15 protein-coding genes are annotated in these 19841 nt (G+C 72.6%); 10 read left to right on the top strand and 5 right to left on the bottom strand.

Features of this window, described 5'->3' with window-relative positions; all coding sequences use genetic code 11:
- Positions 1 to 342: 342 nt before the first annotated feature.
- From DEJ08_RS11545 to DEJ08_RS11525, 5 genes are read left to right on the top strand one after another with little or no spacing between them, the layout of a single operon-like run.
- Entirely contained in the window at positions 343 to 1302 is a 960-nt protein-coding gene (locus DEJ08_RS11545) for a glycosyltransferase family 2 protein (RefSeq protein WP_258367093.1), read from the top strand.
- Complete coding sequence (locus DEJ08_RS11540) at positions 1299 to 2264, top strand: glycosyltransferase family 2 protein (RefSeq protein ID WP_071246821.1); 966 nt, start codon at positions 1299 to 1301, stop codon at positions 2262 to 2264. The genes DEJ08_RS11545 and DEJ08_RS11540 overlap by 4 nt, the downstream gene beginning before the upstream one ends.
- A complete protein-coding gene (locus DEJ08_RS11535) occupies positions 2261 to 5833 on the top strand; it encodes a glycosyltransferase (RefSeq protein WP_111054677.1) in 3573 nt (1190 codons plus the stop codon). Before DEJ08_RS11540 ends, DEJ08_RS11535 begins: the two co-directional genes overlap by 4 nt.
- Positions 5820 to 7805: a DUF7402 domain-containing protein gene (locus DEJ08_RS11530; RefSeq protein WP_284180464.1), complete on the top strand. Its 1986-nt coding sequence runs from the start codon at positions 5820 to 5822 to the stop codon at positions 7803 to 7805. Before DEJ08_RS11535 ends, DEJ08_RS11530 begins: the two co-directional genes overlap by 14 nt.
- Entirely contained in the window at positions 7790 to 8758 is a 969-nt protein-coding gene (locus DEJ08_RS11525) for a glycoside hydrolase family 16 protein (RefSeq protein WP_111054679.1), read from the top strand. The genes DEJ08_RS11530 and DEJ08_RS11525 overlap by 16 nt, the downstream gene beginning before the upstream one ends.
- Positions 8759 to 8826: 68 nt before the next feature.
- On the opposite strand, the gene DEJ08_RS11520 is transcribed toward DEJ08_RS11525, so the two are convergent.
- The 4 genes from DEJ08_RS11520 to DEJ08_RS11505 all read right to left on the bottom strand — a co-directional run bounded on the left by DEJ08_RS11520 (position 8827) and on the right by DEJ08_RS11505 (position 12772).
- Entirely contained in the window at positions 8827 to 10038 is a 1212-nt protein-coding gene (locus tag DEJ08_RS11520) for a glycosyltransferase family 4 protein (RefSeq protein WP_181439003.1), read from the bottom strand.
- Positions 10035 to 11543 carry a lipopolysaccharide biosynthesis protein gene (locus tag DEJ08_RS11515; RefSeq protein ID WP_111054681.1) on the bottom strand — a complete coding sequence of 503 codons (1509 nt, stop codon included), beginning with the start codon at positions 11541 to 11543 and terminating at the stop codon, positions 10035 to 10037. Before DEJ08_RS11515 ends, DEJ08_RS11520 begins: the two co-directional genes overlap by 4 nt.
- Positions 11540 to 12484, bottom strand: a complete 945-nt coding sequence (locus DEJ08_RS11510; RefSeq protein WP_111054682.1) for a beta-1,6-N-acetylglucosaminyltransferase — start codon at positions 12482 to 12484, stop codon at positions 11540 to 11542. Before DEJ08_RS11510 ends, DEJ08_RS11515 begins: the two co-directional genes overlap by 4 nt.
- A 114-nt stretch (positions 12485 to 12598) precedes the next feature.
- Complete coding sequence (locus tag DEJ08_RS11505; protein ID WP_163343513.1) at positions 12599 to 12772, bottom strand: hypothetical protein; 174 nt, start codon at positions 12770 to 12772, stop codon at positions 12599 to 12601.
- A 158-nt stretch (positions 12773 to 12930) separates the two neighbouring features.
- On the opposite strand from DEJ08_RS11505, the gene DEJ08_RS11500 reads away from it, so the two are divergent.
- Positions 12931 to 14244, top strand: a complete 1314-nt coding sequence (locus DEJ08_RS11500) for a glycosyltransferase family 2 protein (protein ID WP_111054683.1) — start codon at positions 12931 to 12933, stop codon at positions 14242 to 14244.
- A 145-nt stretch (positions 14245 to 14389) separates the two neighbouring features.
- On the opposite strand, the gene DEJ08_RS11495 is transcribed toward DEJ08_RS11500, so the two are convergent.
- Positions 14390 to 15718: a glycosyltransferase gene (locus DEJ08_RS11495; protein WP_111033421.1), complete on the bottom strand. Its 1329-nt coding sequence runs from the start codon at positions 15716 to 15718 to the stop codon at positions 14390 to 14392.
- Between the two features lie 294 nt (positions 15719 to 16012).
- Between DEJ08_RS11495 and DEJ08_RS11490 the strand changes: the two genes are divergently transcribed.
- The 4 genes from DEJ08_RS11490 to DEJ08_RS11475 all read left to right on the top strand — a co-directional run bounded on the left by DEJ08_RS11490 (position 16013) and on the right by DEJ08_RS11475 (position 19837).
- Positions 16013 to 17296 (top strand): ABC transporter substrate-binding protein, encoded by a 1284-nt coding sequence (locus DEJ08_RS11490; protein ID WP_071405683.1) that lies wholly within the window; start codon positions 16013 to 16015, stop codon positions 17294 to 17296.
- A gap of 104 nt (positions 17297 to 17400) precedes the next feature.
- Positions 17401 to 18426 carry a carbohydrate ABC transporter permease gene (locus DEJ08_RS11485; RefSeq protein ID WP_111054684.1) on the top strand — a complete coding sequence of 342 codons (1026 nt, stop codon included), beginning with the start codon at positions 17401 to 17403 and terminating at the stop codon, positions 18424 to 18426.
- A gap of 65 nt (positions 18427 to 18491) precedes the next feature.
- Positions 18492 to 19334, top strand: a complete 843-nt coding sequence (locus tag DEJ08_RS11480; protein ID WP_071405697.1) for a carbohydrate ABC transporter permease — start codon at positions 18492 to 18494, stop codon at positions 19332 to 19334.
- Between the two features lie 5 nt (positions 19335 to 19339).
- Positions 19340 to 19837, top strand: a complete 498-nt coding sequence (locus DEJ08_RS11475) for a hypothetical protein (protein ID WP_111054685.1) — start codon at positions 19340 to 19342, stop codon at positions 19835 to 19837.
- Positions 19838 to 19841: the final 4 nt, after the last annotated feature.

Raw genomic sequence — 19841 nt, 5'->3', positions numbered from 1 at the left:
GCGGTGCCGGCTGGCACCGCGCCTCCCGTCCGCTCGTCCTGCGTCCACCACCCGCCGGCCGCCGCGCCGGACCGCCAACCTGCACGACCGTTGCGGGTTTCCGTATCCGCACCCGGGTGTCCGCAAGGGACCGCACCGCGCATTGACCCTCCCGCTGGCCACGGCGATGGTTGGAACCGCGGGGGAGAGTACCCACTCACCCGCGGCAAGCAGGCGGCGTCGTACCCGCGTCCCGCTGCTCGACCGACGACGGTCACCGTCGTCGATGCGTCATCCGAGGACGCGCCGCTCGTCTCGACGAGCCACCACCCGACAGCAACCCTGACCCGACAGGACCGCGCCATGCCCGCACGTACCGTTCGCCCTGCAGACCCGAGGGTCTCCGTCGTCATCCCGGCACGGAACGAGGCCCGCAACCTCGAGATCATCCTCCCGAAGCTCCCGCCCGTGTACGAGGTGATCCTGGTCGACGGCAACTCCGTCGACGACACCATCGCCGCCGCCCAGCGCGTGATGCCCGACATCCGCGTCGTGCACCAGACCCGCAAGGGCAAGGGCAACGCCCTGGCCTGCGGCTTCGAGGCCGTCACCGGCGACATCGTCGTCATGTTCGACGCCGACTGCTCCGCGGACCCCGACGAGATCCCGCGGTTCGTCCAGGCACTCGTCGACGGCGCCGACGTCGCGAAGGGCACCCGGTACTCGCTCGGCGGTGGCAGCGACGACATCACGATCGTCCGGAACATGGGCAACCGCGGCCTGAACATGCTCTGCAACATCATCCTCGGCACCCGCTACAGCGACCTCTGCTACGGCTACAACGCCTTCTGGGCGGACGTCCTGCCGGAGATCGGTCTGCTGTCGTCCGAGCTGCCGAAGCCGGCCGACGGTTCGATGCTGTGGGGCGACGGGTTCGAGATCGAGACCGTCCTGACCTGCCGCTGGTCGGCCGCCGAGCTCGCGATCACCGAGGTGCCGAGCCACGAGAAGCTCCGCGTGCACGGTTCGAGCAACCTCAACGCCGTGACCGACGGCATCCGCGTGCTGAAGTCGATCATGCACGAGCGTCGTCGTGCCGCGATCGGCCGTGCCGAGGTCCGTCGCGCGGCGATGAGCGTCGTGCCGCCGGCCGAGCAGCTCGCCGCGCCGGCTGCTGCGCCGGTTGCTGCTGCTCCCGTCGCTGCGGCGCCGGTCGCTGCGTCCGTCGCGACCCCCGTCGCTGCGTCCGCCGTCGCCGGGGCGTCCGTCGCCGGGGCTGCCGCCGTCGCGTCCGTCGTCGCCCTCGAGGAGGACGTCGCGTGACGACCGTCGCGGTCGTCATCTGCGCCTACACCCAGCAGCGCTGGGGTGACCTGCAGGACAGCGTCGAGTCGGCCAAGCGCCAGCCCGAGGGCCCCGAGGTCGTCGTCGTCATCGACCACGAGCCCGAGCTCCTGGCCCGCGCCGCCGCGCGCTGGCCGGAACTCCGGGTCGTCCCGAACACCGAGGACCGCGGACTCTCCGGGGCCCGGAACACCGGTGTCGCCCTGACCGACGCCGACGTCGTCGCGTTCCTGGACGACGACGCCACCGCGGACCCCGACTGGCTCGGGCACATGCTCACCGCGCTCGAGGACCCCGACGTCGTCGGTGTCGGCGGTCGTGCCACGCCGTCCTGGCCGACCGCGACCGGCCCCGGCCCGTACGCCGACGAACTGCTCTGGATCGTCGGGTGCTCGTACCGCGGGCTGCCCGAGACCCCGGGCGACGTCCGCAACGTCATCGGGTCGAGCATGGCGTTCCGCCGCGACGCGATCCTGCTCGCTGGCGGTTTCCGCTCCGGCATCGGCCGCGTCGGCAACCAGCCGCTCGGCTGCGAGGAGACCGAACTCTGCATCCGCATCGCCCAGGCCCGTCCCGGCGCGCGGATCCGGCACGAACCGCGCTCGAACGTCTCGCACCGGGTCTCCCCGGACCGCGTGACGATGCGCTACCTGCGCCGCCGCAGCTACTACGAGGGCATCTCGAAGGCGGTGCTGAGCCGTCGGGTCGGCACCGGCGACTCGCTCGCCAGCGAGTCGACCTACCTGACCCGGGTGATCCCGGGCGCCGTGCTGCGCGAACTGCGCCACGTCGGTCGTGGCGGAGGCCTGCGGGCGTACGCCATCGCGCTCTCCGTCGTCTCGACGGTCGCGGGCTACGCCGTCGGCCGGGTCCTCGGAACCGTAGTCGTGCGGACCCCGCCCGCACCCGCACCGCTCCCGCAGCCGGTGGGCACACCGTGACCCGCGCGACCCTGGCGATGGTCCTCTCGCCGGTCGTGACCGGGCCGCTCGTCCCCACCTGGGACGGCGCGCTCTGGGTCGGCGAGGTCGACCGTGCCGACGTGCACGCGTCGAGCCACCGGGACGTCATCGCCCTGCAGGGATCCGCCGGGTACGGGCGTGCCCGCCTGCTCGTCCGCGACCACGGCGAGCCCCTCGGCTTCGTCGAGGCCGAGATCACCGAACGCCGTCGCATCGGCGGCACCATCGACGTCCGTGCGCTCCAGCGCGCGATCCGGCCCATGCCGGCACCCGAGCGTCGGCCGGCAGCAGGTCTGGTGCTGCCGTCCGTCACCGTGGTGCTCTGCACGGACGGCGCCGCCGGCACGACCATGCGGTCGGTGCTCGCCAACGGGCACGCCGACTTCGACGTCGTCGTCGTCTCGCACGGCGCCGACGACAGCGGCGTGGCGACGGTCGACATCAGCGGACGTCGCGTCACCACCATCCCCGCGCCCGACGGCGGCCTCGCCGCCGCGCGGAACGCCGGCCTGCTCGTCGCGACCGGCGACGTCGTCGCGTTCGTGGACGAGGGTGCCGTCGTGGACGGCGACTGGATCGCCGCCATCGCCCGTGCCTTCGCGGCCGACCCCGACGTGGCCTGCGTCACCGGGCTCGTGCCGAGTGCCGAGCTCCGGACGCCGGCGCAGCGCTGGCACGACGACCGCACCCCCGGTGGGCGGACCGTTCACCGGCGGGTGTTCCGGCTCGACGACCCGGTCGACGACCTCCCGCTGCACCCCTTCGCCGCCTCGGCCTACGGCACCGGCGCGAACCTCGCCGTGCACCGCGCGACCGCGCTCCGGATCGGCGGGTTCGACACCGCCTTCGGTCCCGGCACCCGCGTCGGCGGTGGCGACGACCTCGACCTCTTCACACGACTGCTGTTCGCCGGATCCGCGATCGCCGTCGAACCGGCCGCGATCGCGTGGCAGCGATCGGCGGACGACGTCGCGTCGCTCCGCGCCGCCGCTGCCGCGCACGGCCACGGACTCGGAGCCTGGATGACCAAGAACGCACTCGACCGCGACACGCTGACCGCCTCGGTGGACGCGGCGCCGGAGGCCATCAGCGCCTTCGCACGCCTCGGCCTCGAGCAGGGCGACGACGCTGCCGACGCTGCTCCGGCGAACGGCCACGGGACGGGCGCCGCGCGTGACGCGGACACCGTCGACGCCGTCGACGCCGTCGACGCGGAGTTCGCGGCGACGAAGCGCCGGTTGCGTCGCGTCGAGCGGCGATCCGTGCTCACCGCACCGGTCCTGGCGCTCCGCGAACGCATGGGCGGCGCGGGGACGATCGACCGGACGGCGCACGGTCGCCACGAGCTGCAGCGCGGCCTCGACACCGCGGGGCCGGCACGACCGACCCCGGGCGGCGCGATGAGCCCGGTGGCCCGACTCGGCGCCGCCGCGATCGTCGTGCTGACGCTCGTGCTGGCCGCCGTCGGCAGCGTCGTCGAGCTGCCCACGCTGCGGGCGAGCGCCGTCGCGGTCTTCCTGTTCGCGCTGCTCGGGGTCGCCCCGATGCTGCTCGTCCGTCCGATGTCCCTCGCACGGTTCGCCGTCCTCGCCGTCACCGGGTCGCTCGTCGGCACGATCGGCATCGGCTACACCATGGCGACCTTCCACATCTGGGCGCCGACGGTCCCCTTCGTCGGTGTCGTCGTGCTCACCGCGGCGGCGCTCGCCGTCTCGGTGCCGCGTGACCTGGCGGAGCTCCGTCGCGCCGGCCTCGTGCACCGGGAGACCGCCCGGCCCCGGTGGAGCACGACCGCCACGGTGACGGCGCTCTCGCTCGGCGGGCTCGTCGTGGTGGTCGTCGCCGCGCTCACCCACATGGGCGACCCGGTGCCCGCCGGACTGTTCGGCTCGCTCGGCCCCGGCCTGGTCGTCGGCCTGGTGCTCGTCGTCGCCGCGGCGGTCATCGCCCTGGTCCGCGGCCGCGCGCTCGCCGTGCCCGTCGTCGTGCTCGGCGGCGTCGTGCAGCTCGCCCAGGCGATCACGTACGGCGTGCCCACCGTGACCGCCGCCGCGAGGCACATCGGTGTCGTCGAGTACATCCGCCAGTTCGGTGGGACCAACCCGTCGGCCGACATCTTCCAGACCTGGTCCGGCCTGTTCGCCGGCGCCGCATGGGTCGCCGACGTCGGGGGCATCGTCAACACGATCCTCATCGCCGCGTGGGTGCCGGTCCTGCTCGCCTTCAGCACGACCATCGCGGTCGGCGTGCTCGCGGCGCACTGGTTGCCCGGCGCCCGTCGGCCGTGGATCGCAGCGCTGCTGACCGCGATGACCGGTTCGCTCAACACCACGTACTTCTCGCCGCAGTCGACCGGCATCCTGATGTCGATCGTGATCCTCGTGCTCGCCACCGGACCGCTGCGCGATGCCGCCGCCACCACCGCCGACGGCTCCGTCGCCGCCAAGCCGCGGGCACGGCGCGTGGGGCTCTCGCGGATCGTCGCGATCACCCTCATCGGCATCGTGCTCGCCGTGACCCACCAGATCTCGCCGTACCTGACGGTCGCCGCACTCGTCACGCTCATCGTGTTCCGGATGCTCCGCCCCTGGTGGCTGCCCGCCGTCGTGCTCGTGCCGGCGGTGGTCTTCGCCGCGCTGAACGGCGACATCCTCGGGCGGTTCCTGTCGCTCGCGGCGGTCGGACGGGTGCTCGACAACGTGCAGCCGCCCGCGCACGACATGACGGTCCTGCCGAAGCCGCTCGTCACGCGTCTGGCGTTCGACATCCCGGCAGCTGCGCTCGTGGTGCTCGGACTCATCGCCGTGGTGACCGTCCTGATGCGGCGTGACCGGACGCACTGGGCGCTCCTCGCCACCGCCGCGAGCCCGATCTCGCTGCTCGTCGCGACGAACTACGGCCAGGAGGGCGTCTTCCGCGTCGTGCTCTTCGCGACGCCGTGGATCGCGATCCTGGCGGCGGCGCTCCCGATGCCCGCCGGTCGGTTCGCCCCGGTCGGGGCGGTCCTGCAGCGGGGGATGCGTCCGACCGCGGTGCGGTTCGCGGTCGCCGGAGCAGCGGTGGCGGCGCTCGTCGCGATCGGTGCGTTCGGGCAGACCTCGCTCGACTGGAACCGCGTCATGACCCGGAGCCAGTCCGCGGCGACGCAGTACTACGACCGCACGGCACCCGCGGGCTCCGTGATGCTGCTCACCGGGTCGGCCAACGCCGTCCCGAGCAACACCGGCGCGCGGTACTTCGACGTGGGCTACCTGTCCCGCGAAGCCCTCGGCCCGTACCCGGACCCGACCGGCGGCTACGACGCCGAGGCGGACCTGTCGAACGTGACGCGGGAACTCGTCGTGAACTGGTCGGCCACCGGCTACTACGCCCTGGTCGCGGAGCCCTTCGGCGCCTACGACGAGCGGTACGGCTACCAGAGCGACGCCGACTACCAGGAGCTCGCCGCCGCCATGGCGTCCTCGCCCTACTGGAAGCGGGTCTGGTCGTCGGGGACGACCGCGATGTACGAGCTGACGACGGAGGGCCTGCGCCATGCAACCGACTGAACCGACCTCCGACAGACCGCGACGGACGCGACGGGCCACCGTCGCGTCCGTCGCGGGCGTGCTCGCCACGGTGCTCGCCGTGCTGGTCGCGCCGAACCTCGTGGTCCAGCCCGCCGTGGCCGCGGCGGCCGACTGCAGCGCCGGGCGGGTGCTCAACGTCGTCGCCCACCCCGACGACGACCTGCTCTTCCAGGGCACGGACCTGCGGAAGGACATCGACGCGGGGCGCTGCGTGCGCTCCGTCATCGTCACGGCCGGTGACGCCGGCAAGCCCGACTGGTACTGGCAGGAACGCCAGGTCGGGCTGATGGCCGCCTACGCGAGCATGGCCGGCGTCGACCCGGCGTCGACGACCGGCTCCACGACGGTCGCCGGACGGACCCTGCTCACCGAGACCCTGACCGCCGACCCGCGGATCAGCCTGGTCTTCATGGACCTGCCGGACGGCAACGTCGAGGGCAACGGCTTCTGGGCGAACGGCTACGAGAGCCTCCAGCGCCTGTACACGGGCGACATGGACACGCTGCACACCGTCGCCGATGCCCCGCACGCCGCCACGTACACGCTCGCGCAGCTCCGGGCGACGCTGCAGGGGATCGTGCAGGACTTCGCACCGACGGACATCCACACGCTCGACCACAAGGGCGAGTACGGCGACGGGGACCACAGCGACCACCACACGGTCGCGTACCTGACCGACCAGGTGCAGCAGCAGTACACCGGCGCGCACGGCTTCACCGGGTACATGGGGTACCCGATCGCCGACCGTCCGGCGAACCTGACGACGGCCGAGACCCAGGCGAAGGCCGACGCGTTCTTCACCTACGCCGCGCACGACAGTGAGACCTGCGCCTCGTACGAGGCCTGCTCGGCTCGACCCGAGACCTCGTGGCTCAGCCGGCAGTACACCGCCGGCTCGCCGGTGCCGACGGACCCCACCGACCCCACCGACCCCACGGACCCGACCCCCGCACACAGGGACGTGACGGGTTCGGCGTCGGTGACGGCGAGTGCGGAGAACCCGGCTGATGGTCAGACGGCCGTGAAGGCGGTCGACGGTGTGGTGAGCGGGTACCCGGATGCGCCGACGGCGGAGTGGGTCGCGCCGTCTGGTCGTGCGGGGACGTGGATCCAGCTCGGGTGGGCGGGGGCGACGGCGTTGGACGCGGTCGACCTCGCTGATCGTCCGAACGCGGTGGACCAGGTGCTGGGTGGGACGTTGACGTTCTCGGACGGTTCGAGTGTGACGGTGCCGGCGTTGAACAATAGTGGTGCGGTGCAGCGGATCACGTTCGCGGCGCGCAGTGTCAGGTGGGTGCGGTTCACGGTGACCTCGGTCAGTGGCGGGACGCAGAACGTGGGGCTCGCCGAGATCCGGGCGTTCTCTCCGGCGAGCAACGGCGGTACGACGCCGACGCCGACGCCGACGCCGACGCCGACGCCGACGCCGACGCCGACGCCGACGCCGACGCCGACGCCGACGCCGACCCCGACCCCGACTCCGACGCCCACGCCGACGCCGACTCCCACCCCGACGCCCACTCCGGGCCTGCGGGACGTCACCGGCTCGGCGACCCCGACGGCGATCGCCGACAACCCGGCCGACGGCCAGACCGTCGCGAAGGCCGTCGACGGCGTGGTGTCCGGCCACCCGGTCGACCACACCGCCGAGTGGGCCGTGCCCTGGGGACGCACCGGCATCTGGATCCAGCTCGACTGGGCTGCCCCGGTCGCGCTCCAGCGCATCGTCCTGCACGACCGTCCGAACAGCGACGACCAGATCACGAGCGGCACGCTGACGTTCTCGGACGGCAGCCAGGTCGCCGTGGGCGAGCTCCCGAACGACGGCAGCGCCCGGACGGTCGACTTCACCGCCCGCAACGTCACCTGGGTGCGGTTCACCACCACCGGGGTGTCGAACAGCACGATCAACGTCGGTCTCTCGGAGGTCCGCGCATGGACAGCTGGATGACCCCGGACGATGACGGCCCCCGCCCCGTCGCCGAGCAGTCGGCCGCCGCGCACGGCGCCCCACCCGCGCACGGCTTCGGCACCTCCCGTCACCGCACGCCGCTCTGGACACGGGGACGACGGGTCGCGATCGTGGCCGCCGCCCTGGTGGTCGCGGTCGGTGCCGTCGCCGCGGCGACCACCGGCACGACCTCCGTCGGCCCCGCACCCAGTGGGGTCGCGATGCCGACCGGCGACGGGGACGGCTGGAAGCGGGTGTTCTCCGAGGACTTCGACGAGTCCGCCCCGTCCGGCGGGTTCGAGGCGGCCTACGACGACCGGTTCACCGTCTACCACGGCTTCGCGGACACCGCGGGGACCGGTCGGTACCAGGCGTCCACGCTGAGCGCCCACGACGGGATGCTCGACATGCACCTGCGCACGACGAAGGCGGGCACCCCGCTCGCCGGCGGGGTCGTGCCGCTCGTCGACGGACGATGGGGCGGTCAGACCTCCGGCCGGTACAGCATCCGGATGAAGAGCGACGAGGTCGACGGCTACGGGGTGGCGGTGCTGCTCTGGAGCGACGAGAACGTCTGGGCGCACGGCGAGATCGACTTCCCCGAGGGTGCGCTCGGTGCGCCCGCCTGGCTCAACGTGCACTGCCTGGTCGACCCGGCCGAGAAGTGCATCCACCACGAGACCGACGCGTCGCTGGCCGACTGGCACACGTACACGATCGAGTGGACGCCGTCGCGGATGTCGTTCCTGGTCGACGACGAGGTCGTCGGGAGCACCACCCAGGACATCCCCGTGGAGCGCATGCACCTGGTCGTGCAGACGGGATCGCTCGAGGGCCTGCCGCCCCGGGACGCCGCCGGGTCGTTGCTGGTCGACTGGATGACGATCGACGTGCCCGCGGACGGCGAGAGCCCCCGGGCCACGCTGCCGTCCACGGAACCCACCGCCGGCTGACGGCGCGGAGCCCGGCGCAGACCGACGCCTCCGCCCGGTGCGCGCAGACGACGCCGGGCCCGGCCCGGTCAGCGCCGGGCGTGTGCCAGCAGCGCCTGCAGCAGCGCACGCACGTGCGGCTCGCGCCCGTAGCGGTCACGCACCCACGCGCGGCACCGGGCGGCGAGGGACGGGTCGCGCTCGGCGTCGTCGAGGGTGTCGAGCAGCTTCTCCGCCAGTGCGTCGGGGTCGGCCGGGTCGACGGTGTACCGCGCCCAGTCACCCGACAGGATCTCCCCGGTGCCGCCCGATGCTGCCGCGACGACGGGACGGCCGGCGGACATCGCCTCGACCACGACCCGCCCGAAGCCCTCGGGCTCGATGGACGGCGCCACCACGACGTCGGCGGCGTGCAGGAGCGGGACGACGTCGTCCCGCTCGGGGAGCACGAGCACGGAACCGGCGGGGAGCGCGTCGATCGCGGCGTGCACGGCGTCGGCTTCCTCCGGGTAGAGGGCACCGGCCAGCACGAGGAGCGGCGCGGGCGCCGCGTGACCGGCCACGGGGGGAGTGGTGACCGGCACGCGTGCCGCGGCGGTCGTACGGACGCGACCCCACGCCTCCAGGAGGGCGAGCACGCCCTTCGACCGGGTGAGCCGACCGTAGTAGAGCACCGTCGGGGTGTCCTCGGCGATGCCGAGTGCCGCGCGGGCGTCGTGCACCGACGCCGGGGTCGCGGCCGGGAACGCGTCGGTGTCGACGCCGTTCGGCACGATCGTGATGCGGTCCGTCGGCACGCCGGACGCGGCCCAGGCACGCGCCATCGCGTGCGAGACGGCGAAGTAGCGGGTGCGGCCGCCGGCGATCGGTCCGAGCCGCCGGTAGTTCGGCGCGTGGTGCAGGTGCACCGCGAGCGGGACGCCGGAGACGAGCGACGCGACCCGGCCGAACGGCAGGTACTCGGGGCGGTTCAACCAGAGGACGTCGAGGTGTGATCGTCGGATCCGCAGTCCCTCGCGGGCGAAGCGCCAGGCGTCGCGGAGCGCGGTGGTGATGCCGAACCGGTAGTCGGTTGCTTCCACCAGGCGCACGCCCATCGCCTCGTAGGGCAGCGGGCCCTCGGCGGCGCGCGGGGACTGGGCGTTCCGGTGCCAGACCTCGACCTCGTGGCCGGCGGCGAGGAGCTCGCGAGTGTCCTCGAGCACGCAGCGTTCGAGTCCGCCGGTGATGGCGAGTCCGGTCACCAGCACGCCGACGCGGAGTCGGCGGGTGCCGTCGGTCGCAGTCTGTCGCGGTCTCACGAGACACCACCCCTTGCGGTCTTCAGTCGGCGGAGGAACCAGGGGAGGCAGGCGACCACCCCGGCGACGCGGACCCAGTTCCAGAGCACGTCCTGCGGCAGGAGCAGGGACGCGGCGGCCACGACGAGCGCGGCGAGGGTCGTCAGGACGATCCGGGCTCCCGGTCCGCGCCACTCGCGGCGGTCGGGCAGGGCCAGCAACTGCATGGCGGCCAGGATCGCGTAGGCGACGACGGTGGCGAGACCCGCGCCGGCGATGCCGAGCACGGGCACGAGCACGAGGTTCGCGCCGATGTTCACGGCGCCGGCGATCGCGGCGATCACCCCGACGGCGACACCGCGGCGTTCGACCAGGAGCAGGCGACCGGTCGCGCCGCTCGCGACGACGGGGAACGCGGTGATCGCGACGACGAAGACGACGACGGAGAGCTCCTGCACGCGGTACGACGCCGGGGCGAGGATCGGCAGCGCGACCGGTGACACCAGGGTCACGGCGAGCAGGACCGGTCCGAGCATCTTGTACAGCTCGTCGCGGGAGTGCATGGCGAGCTGCCGGCGGGCGACCGGGTCGCGGAGGGCGGCGAAGTGCGGCGCCCAGGCCTGGTTCGTGAAGGTCAGGAGCAGGATGACGGCCGAGCCGACGACGTAGGCGATCTGGTAGCGGGCCACCTCGTCCGGGCCGAGCAGCCGCTGGACGACGATCCGGTCGCCGGCGTTCAGCACGAAGTACGACAGGTTGCCGAGGGCGATCGGCACGCCGAGGCGGAACGCCCGGGCGGTGGTCCTGCGGTCGAACAGGCCGGCCAGACGCGGACGGGTCGCCGCGATGCCGATGACCATCGCCACGCCCTGGGCGACGACGCCGCCCCACGCGTAGGTGGTCGCGTCGGCCTGCACCCAGGTGAGGAGCCCGAGGCCGATGACCGAGCCGCCGATCGAGGACAGCAGGCTCGTGACCGCGAAGACCCGGATGCGGTCCTGGGCGACGAGCAGCGCCAGCGAGATCTGCACGATGGCGGCGGGGCCGGTCCAGAGCACCGCGACGAGGAGCAGCGGGTGGTTGCCGACGAAGCCGGCGGCGTCGGCCCAGACCGGGATCGTGGTGAGCGCGGCGACGGTGACGACGATCGCGGTGACCATGCCGACGGCGAGCAGGCCGCGCGCCCGGCGGTCGTCGCCGTCCTCGGCGCGCTGCAGCACCGACGCCTGGTCGATGCCGAGCACGGCCAGGACGACGAGCGCCTGGTACAGGGCGATGGCCGAGGCGAGCACGCCGAACTCGGCCGGCGGCATGAGGTGTGCGAGCACCGGGGAGATGAGCGACGAGACGACGAGCTGCATCGACCAGACGACGACGTACAGCAGGCCGCGGCCGAACAGGACGGAGGCGCCCTTCCGCACCGCGACCGAACCGGTGTCGAGCGACTCGGGCACGGCGGCGGCGACGGGGACGGGTGCCTCGCGCGCTGCGCGGGCCTCACGGCGGGTCTGCGGGGGGAAGCTCACGGTGCGACCACCGCTGCCGCATCCTGCCGCGGCGACGCCGACCCCGTCGCCGCGCCCGCGCCCTGGCGCAGCCCGAAGGCCGCGTCCACGACGTCGAGCAGGTCACCGCTCCGGTCGGTCGAGAACTTCCGCGCGAACAGGTGCTGCACCTCGACGTCCGCGTCCGTCCGACGCTCGAGCAGCTGCCCCGCGTCAGCGACGGTCAACCACGGCGGGCTCTTCCGGGCCGTGCCGTCCCACCCGATCCACCAGAGCGGCTGGGAGACGTGCTCGTCGGCGAACCCCGGCGTCAGCGACGGCGAGTTGAGCACCGACGGCACGAAGGTCTCGTCGGCGACCCAGGTGCGCTGCCAGAACCGGACCAGGTCGGGGCGCTGGTCGACGGTGTCCACGACGGCGGCGGCGTGCCGGCGGGCGAGGACCTTGAGCTGTGAGCCCCCGGCGAAGGAGATGTTCGCCGGCACGCGGCGGGGGACCGGCAGCCGGAGCATGTGCTTCCGCCACGCCCAGTGCCGGAACCGGATGCGGGAGATGCCGCCGTCGCGGCCCCACGGTGCGAACGGCAGCGGGTTGACCGAGATGAACGACTCCTCCCGGTGGGCCTCGAGCAGGGCTGTGATCTCGGTGGGGTTCGCGAGCGGGTAGTCGCTGCCGGTCAGCACGGCCACGTGCGAGGCGTCGGTCTCGGCCAGGGCGGCCCGGTAGCCGGACACCTCGGCGGCGACGTTCTCCCAGCGGGCCCAGCCGGTCCGGATGCGGGGGAGCAGCCGGACGCGGTCCGGCAGCCCGTCGGTCATGGCGCGGAACACCGTCTCGGGGGTGCGCGCGTCGCAGTGCAGGAACACCGGGAACGGGTCGAGCGCCTCGACGAGCCGGCGCACGTGTGCCGGGTCCTCGTGGGCGAGGACGATGCACGCGGGAACCGCGGGGGAGATGGCCATGGACGCGACGCTAACCGCGCCGTTCCGGGGCCGACAAGGCGACCCGTGCCCGTCTGCGGGGAAGCGGCGGTTTCCCGCACCACCCCCGATCGGTCAGTGCTCGAAAGGGCCGGATCAGCGCTTCTTGCGGAACTTCTGGCAGTCGCAGAGCGCGCAGTCCGTGCCCGGACGGTAGTGCTCGTGGGCATCCTGCACGTGGCCGCAGACGCAGGTCACGGCGTCGACCACGAAGACGCTCTGTTCCGAGGGGAGCACGGCGCCGAGCTCGTCGGTGGGGCCCATCGACATGCGTCCTCCTCGTGCCCGGCGTGCTGCCGCCGAGTCGTCCTCACGATCCTACCGTCCGGGGAGTGTGCACTGGCGGCAAACCGCAAGTCGGACGACCGTCGCCGCAACCGCGGGCGGCCGCCGTTGACCCCGCAGCAGCCCCACCGGAGCATCGGACCATGACCGACCAGCAGGCCACCACCACCCGCGTGCTCACGCTCACGCCCGCGATGCCGTCCCCGGACGTGCCCGCCTGGGCCGGCGCGGCCTGGGTCGGCGCCGTCGACCGGCAGGAGGCGCTCGCCGCGTCCGGCGTCGAACTCGCCGGTGCCACCGGCTTCCGCCGCGCCCGCCTGCTCGTCCGTGACGGACGCGAGATCGCCGGGTTCGTCGACGTCAGCGTCGACGCGGACGGCGGCGTGGACCCGGCCGAGCTGGGACCGGCCCTGCGCGCGCTGCGCACCACGGGCCTCCCGGACGCCCCCGCGGGGACGCCGGTCGGGCGCATCTCCGTCGTCATCGGCACCCGCGACCGGCCGGACGACCTGCGCCGCTGCGTGCGCTCGGTGCTCGCGTCCGAGCACGACGACTTCGAGGTCCTGGTCGTCGACAACGCGCCCACCACCACCGCCACCCGCGACGTGGTGACGTCGCTCGCGGACCCGCGGCTGCGGTACGTCCTGGAGGCCCGACCGGGCGTCTCGCGCGCACGGAACGCCGGACTCGCCCTCGCGTCCGGGGCCGTGGTCGCCTTCGTCGACGACGACGTGGTCGTCGACCGGCACTGGCTCGCAGCGCTCGCCGACGCGTACGCCCGCGACGCGGACGTCGTCTGCGTGACCGGCCTCGTGCCCAGCGGCGAACTCCGGACCCCCACGCAGCGGTACTTCGACGAGCGCGTCACCTGGGCGCGCAACACCGACCGCCGGGTGTTCCGCACGTCGGCGCCGCCGGCCGACCTGCCGCTGTTCCCGTTCTCCGTCGGCGCGTTCGGCACCGGGGCCAACATGTCGCTCCGCCGCTCGGCCGCGCTCGCCCTGGGCGGGTTCGACGTCGCACTCGGCCCGGGCACCCTGGCCCGCGCCGGCGAGGACCCCGACCTGTTCACCCGGGTGCTGTTCTCCGGCGGCGCGCTCGCCGTGGAGCCCACGGCCGTCGTCTGGCACAAGCACCGGCCGGACCGTGCGGCGCTGCGCTCGCAGGCGCTCGGCTACGGCACCGGCCTCGGCGCGTGGGTCGCGAAGCTCATGCTGCGACCGCGCACCGCACTGGCCGTGCTGCGTCGGGCGGTCGGGGCGCTGCGGCAGCTCGGCGCGCTCGGACAGGGCACCGGTGCCGACGCCGACCAGGTGTCCGCGGCGGTGGACGCCGTGGGTGGGTGGCCGGTCGACGACGCGTTCCGCGAGGCGACGGCCGGCCTCAAGCGCGTCGAGCTCGTGGCGGCGCTCGGTGGCCCGTGGCGGTACGTCGTCGGGCGGTCGCGGCGCGGCTGACCGCGGCGCGGGCGACCGCGCTCCGCGTGCGCGGCGCGCGCGGCAGACACCGCGTGCACCGCATGCACCGGACGGACGGGAGGCCCGTGGCGACGCTGCCACGGGCCTCCCGTCCGTCCGGTGCGGACGTCTCCTGCACCCCCGCCTACGGGCGGAAGCGGCCCTCCTCGACCTCGCGCCAGAACCGACGGCTGCGGAAGTACGCTGCCGGACCCGCCGGGAAGCCGCGGAACTCGTGGTACGCCAGTGAGCGCGGGATCCGGGTCGTGGAGGCCTCGGTGATGCTCTCGGCCGCGGCGTCACGCCGGCCGGCCAGTCGTGACACGAGCTGCTTCAGCTTGATCTTGCCGGCGCGGGGCATCAGCCGCGCGAGCACGAGCGCGTGCCGGCGGTCCTTCGCGATGAGCTCGCACATCAGCGCCGTGAACCCGACGCCGTTCGAGTGGAGCTGCCCGTGCAGCCCGGCGAGGTCCTGCCGGTGCCGGTGGTGCACGACCGCACGGGGTTCGAAACCGATCCGGCCACCGCTCCACAGGATGTCGATGAAGATCGCCAGGTCCTCGCCACCGCGGGCGGGCACACCGGCACCGAGCACGGGGTCGAACCCGCCGACGGCGTCGAACGCCGACCGTCGGACCGCCCAGTTCGCGCCGGCGCCGTAGCCGCCGATGCCGTACACGGCGAAGTGCTTCTGCACCGAGCCGTCGGGTCGGACGGCCCGGGCCTGCGCGTGCCGCATGACCCCGGGGACGTCGTCCGGCACGATCGTCACCGGCTGGAAGGTGCGCTCGCCGCTGAAGCCGCCGTAGTACGCCTCGTACCAGATCTGCGCGGGGGTCTCGAGCTCGACGGGCAGGATCATCCCGGTGACCGCGGCGACCTCGGGCTCGCGGACGAAGCGCGTGCCGATGGACCGGAGCCACTGTGCGTCGACCCGGACGTCGTCGTCCGTGAACGCGATGATCTCGCCGTGCGCTGCCGCGACCCCGGCGTTGCGGCCGGCGGAGCAGCCCGGACGGCGTTCGGTGACCAGCCGGACGTCGCGGCCCTCGAGCAGCCCGGGCAGGGCGTCGACCTCGGGCAGCTTCACGCGGTTGTCGACGAGGATGACCTCGTACCGCGGGTAGTCGAGGTGCTCGAGGAAGTCGAGCAGCTTCCGGATGTCCTCGACCCGGGTGACGATGGTCGACACGACGATCGAGATGAGCGGGAGCTCGAGGTCGGGGATCGGGGTCTCCGTCGCACCGGAGGTCCGTGCGAGGCCGTCGACCAGGGGCGCCATCGCGCGGGCGGCGTCGGCCGGGTCCGCGGTGAGCAGCACGTCGAGGGTGGTGACGGGGAAGCCGCCGCGGTAGCCGACGACGAGCGCGGAGGAACCCGACTCGTCGGCGACCAGGCGCGGCAGCGGAGCGTCGAGGTCGACGCTGACGACCCGACGGGGGCCGGGCACGGTGACGGAGGAGTGCAGGGTCATGCTCGGGACGCTACGACCGCCCGCGGCGTCCGGACAACGGACCGGACCAGGGGTGGCGGGGTTCGTGCGGGGTTCCGCAGTGCGGTGCGTGTGCCCCAGACGAGGGTGAGCGCTCACCCAGGAAGCCACGGGAACCTCATGGGTCACGCTCAGGTCACGGAACCGATGCAACCGGTTGCGCTCCCGCCGGACCGGGCGTAGCTTCCTCCACCAGCAGGCAGCGGCGCCTGCTCCAGGGCAGTGTCGTCGAACCCGATCGATGCCCCCTGGTGATCTCAATGAGGAGACAACGCTGTGAAGACAACACGCTCCAGGGTGCGGTTCGCATCCGTTGCCGGGGTCGCCGTCATCGGCCTCGTGCTCACCGGCTGCTCGAGCGGGAGCTCCGGCGCCGGATCGGATGACGCCAAGAGCGGCCAGGACAGCCGCGGCCCCATCACCTACGTGCAGGGCAAGGACAACTCGAACGTCGTCCGCCCGCTCATCGCGAAGTGGAACAAGGCCCACCCGGACGAGAAGGTCACCTTCAAGGAACAGTCCGACCAGGCCGACCAGCAGCACGACGACCTCGTGCAGCACTTCCAGGCGAAGGACGAGAACTACGACGTCGTCGACGTGGACGTCGTCTGGACCGCCGAGTTCGCCGCCAAGAGCTGGCTGACGCCGCTGACCGGCGACATGAAGCTCGACACCTCGAAGCTCCTGCCGTCGACAGTGAAGACCGCCACCTACAACGACACCCTCTACGCCGCTCCGCAGACCTCGGACGGCGCACTGCTCTACTACCGCAAGGACCTCGTCAAGACGCCTCCCACCACGTGGAAGGAGATGATGGACGACTGCAAGATCGCGAAGGACGCCGGCATCGGTTGCTACGCGGGGCAGTTCGCGAAGTACGAGGGACTCACCGTCAACGCCTCCGAGGCGATCAACGGCTCCGGCGGTTCGGTGCTCGGCAGCGACGGTGCGCCCGACGTCGACACCGACAAGGCGAAGGCCGGCCTGCAGAACCTGGTGGACGCGTTCGAGGACGGGAACATCCCGGCCGAGGCGATCACCTACCAGGAGGAGCAGGGCCGCACCGCGTTCGAAGCCGGCAAGCTCCTGTTCCTGCGCAACTGGCCGTACGTCTACAGCCTCGCCAAGACCGACGGCTCGTCGAAGGTCAAGGACACCTTCGGCATCGCGCCGATCCCCGGTGCCGACGGCGTCGGTGCCTCCACGCTCGGCGGCCACAACGCCGCGATCAGCGTGTACTCGAAGCACAAGGCCACGGCGCACGACTTCCTCGAGTTCCTGACCTCGGACGAGACGCAGAAGTTCTTCGCGACCCAGGGCTCGCTCGCCCCGGTCGTCGGTGACCTGTACACCGACCCCGAGCTGACGAAGCAGCTGCCCTACCTGCCGACGCTGCTCAAGTCGATCGAGTCGGCGGAGCCGCGCCCGGTCACGCCGTTCTACCCGGCCGTCACGAAGGCGATCCAGGACAACACCTACGCGGCGCTCAAGGGATCGAAGTCGGTCGACGAAGCCATGAAGGACATGCAGGACGCCCTCAAGTCGGCGACCAGCAGCTAGCGGCGCACGCCGCTTGATGGACGGGAGGCCCGTGGCGGGTCCGCCACGGGCCTCCCGTCCGCCCCCTACTTGCGTTCCGACACCCCCGGCAAGGAGGCCGACACGTGTCAGCAGCAACCGAGATCCCCGCAGCCATCCCCAACCCGACGGGCACGGAACCGAAGCGCCGACGGCGCAAGGGCGGACTCAACGCCGAGCACGGCCGATGGGCCGTGTACCTCATCGGCCCGACGATCGTGCTCCTCGCGATCGTCATCGGGTACCCCGTGGTCAGCGCGGTCATCCAGTCGTTCCAGCTCGACCAGGGCCTCGACAAGGCCACCGGCCTGTTCGTGCAGGGCGGGTTCGCCGGCGTTACGAACTACGTGCACTGGCTCGGCCAGCGGTGCGGGGACGTCGCGTGCCCGCCCGGCAACCTCGGTTCCCAGTTCTGGGTCGCCTTCGGGAACACGTTCTTCTTCACGTTCGTGACCGTGATCCTCGAGACCGTCATCGGTCTGTGGATGGCCATCATCATGAACCGCAACTTCAAGGGCCGCGCCCTCGTCCGTGCCGCGATCCTGGTGCCGTGGGCGATCCCGACCGCCGTCACCGCGAAGCTCTGGTACTTCATCTTCGACGCGAACGGTGTGCTCAACCACGTGATCGGGCACCAGGTCCTCTGGTTCTCCGACGAATGGGCGTCACGGTTCGCGATCGTCATCGCCGACACCTGGAAGACCACGCCGTTCATGGCGCTGCTCATCCTGGCCGGTCTGCAGCTCATCCCCGAGGACGTCTACGAGGCGGGGAAGATGGACGGCGCCTCGACCCTCCAGCGCTTCTTCCTCATCACGCTCCCCCTCGTCCGGCCGGCCCTGATGGTCGCCATCCTGTTCCGTGTCCTCGATGCCCTGCGCATCTACGACCTCATCGCGATCATGACCGGCGGTGGTGGTGGTTCCGGGAACGCGACCGTGTCGCTGTCGGTGCTGGTCGTCGACCAGATCCGGCAGGGGTTCAACGCCGCATCAGCCCTGTCCACCATCACGTTCCTCATCGTCTTCATCGTCGCGTTCGTCTTCGTCCGGTTCCTCGGCGCGAACGTCGTGCAGACGCAGGCAGCCCAGCAGAAGGGTGAACTCAAGTGACCCTCGCAGCAGATCGTCCCCGCCGCACCGCCGCGACCCGCGACCGGGCGACGGACCGTCCCGACGTGCGGGTCCGGCGCGAGACGGGCCCGAAGCTCCGGACCGCCGTGCAGGCCGTCGTCATCGCCGTGTGGTGCCTCCTGCCGTTCTACTGGATGGTCGTCACGAGCTTCCGCGAGGTCGGGTACACGTTCGACGCCACCCCGTGGTTCACCCACGTGACCCTCGACAACTACGCGACCGCGTTCTCGACCGCGCTGGGCAACCACCTCGGCCGAGCGCTCCTGAACAGCGTGTTCATCGGGGTCGCGGTGACCGTCATCGCCCTGCTCGTCGGCACCACGGCGGCGTACGCCCTCGCCCGGCTCGAGTTCCGCGGCAAGTCGCTCATCGCCGGCGCGATCCTGGCCGCGTCGATGTTCCCCGGCGTCGCCCTCATCTCGCCGCTGTTCCAGCTGTTCACCGACATCGGGTGGATGGGGTCGTACCAGGCGCTCATCCTGCCGAGCATCTCGTTCGTGCTGCCGCTGACCGTGTACACGCTCGCGTCGTTCTTCCGCGAGATGCCGTGGGACCTCGAAGAGGCAGCCCGCATCGACGGGTGCACCCGGGTGCAGGCGTTCCGGCGGATCATCCTGCCGCTCGCGGCGCCCGCGGTGTTCACCACGGCGATCCTGGCGTTCATCTCGAGTTGGAACGAGTACCTCATCTCGTCGCAGCTCTCGAGCGACGCGACACAGCCGGTGACCGTGGCGATCGCCTCGTTCGCCGGGTCGCAGCCGCACCAGGAGCCCTACACGGCGGTGATGGCCGCCGGCACGATCGTCACGATCCCGCTGGTCATCCTCGTGCTGATCTTCCAGCGGCGCATCGTGGCGGGGCTCACCGCCGGCGGCGTGAAGGGCTGACGACCATGGCCCAGCGCGGACCCACCCGTCCCACCGCCCACATCGAGGAGTCGATCGGCTTCGTCGGGATGTTCGGCGTCCTGTTCCTCGGCGTCACGGTGTTCTGCGAGCTCACCGGGCGACCGGCGCTCGGCTGGGCGCTCACCCTGCTCGTGTGCGTGCTCGGCGTCGTCGCCCTGGACCGGTGGCGGGTCGCCGTCCTCCGCCGGACCGCACCGCGGGACGGCACGGGTGCGTCCGTGCCCCGGGGCGTCGGTGCTGCGCCCGCGGTCGCCCCGGTGCACACGTCGGTCACCGACCCCACCGGTCGCCGACCCCGACCCGGCGCGGACGGACGGGTGCACCAGCACGCCGGCTGGGACGAGGTCGCACCGGCTGCACGACGGCCGGCGCGCCCCGCACGGGTCCCGCAACGCCGGGCGGACCGCGGTGTGCCCGCGGTGGCGGCCCGACGGGGTGGACCCGACGCACCGGCGGACGTGACGCACGGCACGGACGGCTGACGGG

It is taken from the genome of Curtobacterium sp. MCLR17_054 (genome assembly GCF_003234335.2).
GTDB classification, from domain to species: Bacteria; Actinomycetota; Actinomycetes; order Actinomycetales; family Microbacteriaceae; genus Curtobacterium; species Curtobacterium flaccumfaciens.
The sequence above is the reverse complement of the archived record's forward strand: the minus strand, read 5'-3'. Positions and strand labels throughout refer to the sequence as shown.

What these genes read in the sequence shown, in the direction of transcription:
- DEJ08_RS11545 (WP_258367093.1), top strand. Translation starts at nt 343, where the DNA reads ATGCCCGCACGTACCGTTCGCCCTGCAGACCCGAGGGTCTCCGTCGTC.
- DEJ08_RS11530 (WP_284180464.1), top strand. Translation starts at nt 5,820, where the DNA reads ATGCAACCGACTGAACCGACCTCCGACAGACCGCGACGGACGCGACGG.
- DEJ08_RS11525 (WP_111054679.1), top strand. Translation starts at nt 7,790, where the DNA reads ATGGACAGCTGGATGACCCCGGACGATGACGGCCCCCGCCCCGTCGCC.
- DEJ08_RS11510 (WP_111054682.1), bottom strand. Translation starts at nt 12,484, where the DNA reads ATGGCCATCTCCCCCGCGGTTCCCGCGTGCATCGTCCTCGCCCACGAG.
- DEJ08_RS11505 (WP_163343513.1), bottom strand. Translation starts at nt 12,772, where the DNA reads ATGTCGATGGGCCCCACCGACGAGCTCGGCGCCGTGCTCCCCTCGGAA.
- DEJ08_RS11500 (WP_111054683.1), top strand. Translation starts at nt 12,931, where the DNA reads ATGACCGACCAGCAGGCCACCACCACCCGCGTGCTCACGCTCACGCCC.
- DEJ08_RS11495 (WP_111033421.1), bottom strand. Translation starts at nt 15,718, where the DNA reads ATGACCCTGCACTCCTCCGTCACCGTGCCCGGCCCCCGTCGGGTCGTC.
- DEJ08_RS11475 (WP_111054685.1), top strand. Translation starts at nt 19,340, where the DNA reads ATGGCCCAGCGCGGACCCACCCGTCCCACCGCCCACATCGAGGAGTCG.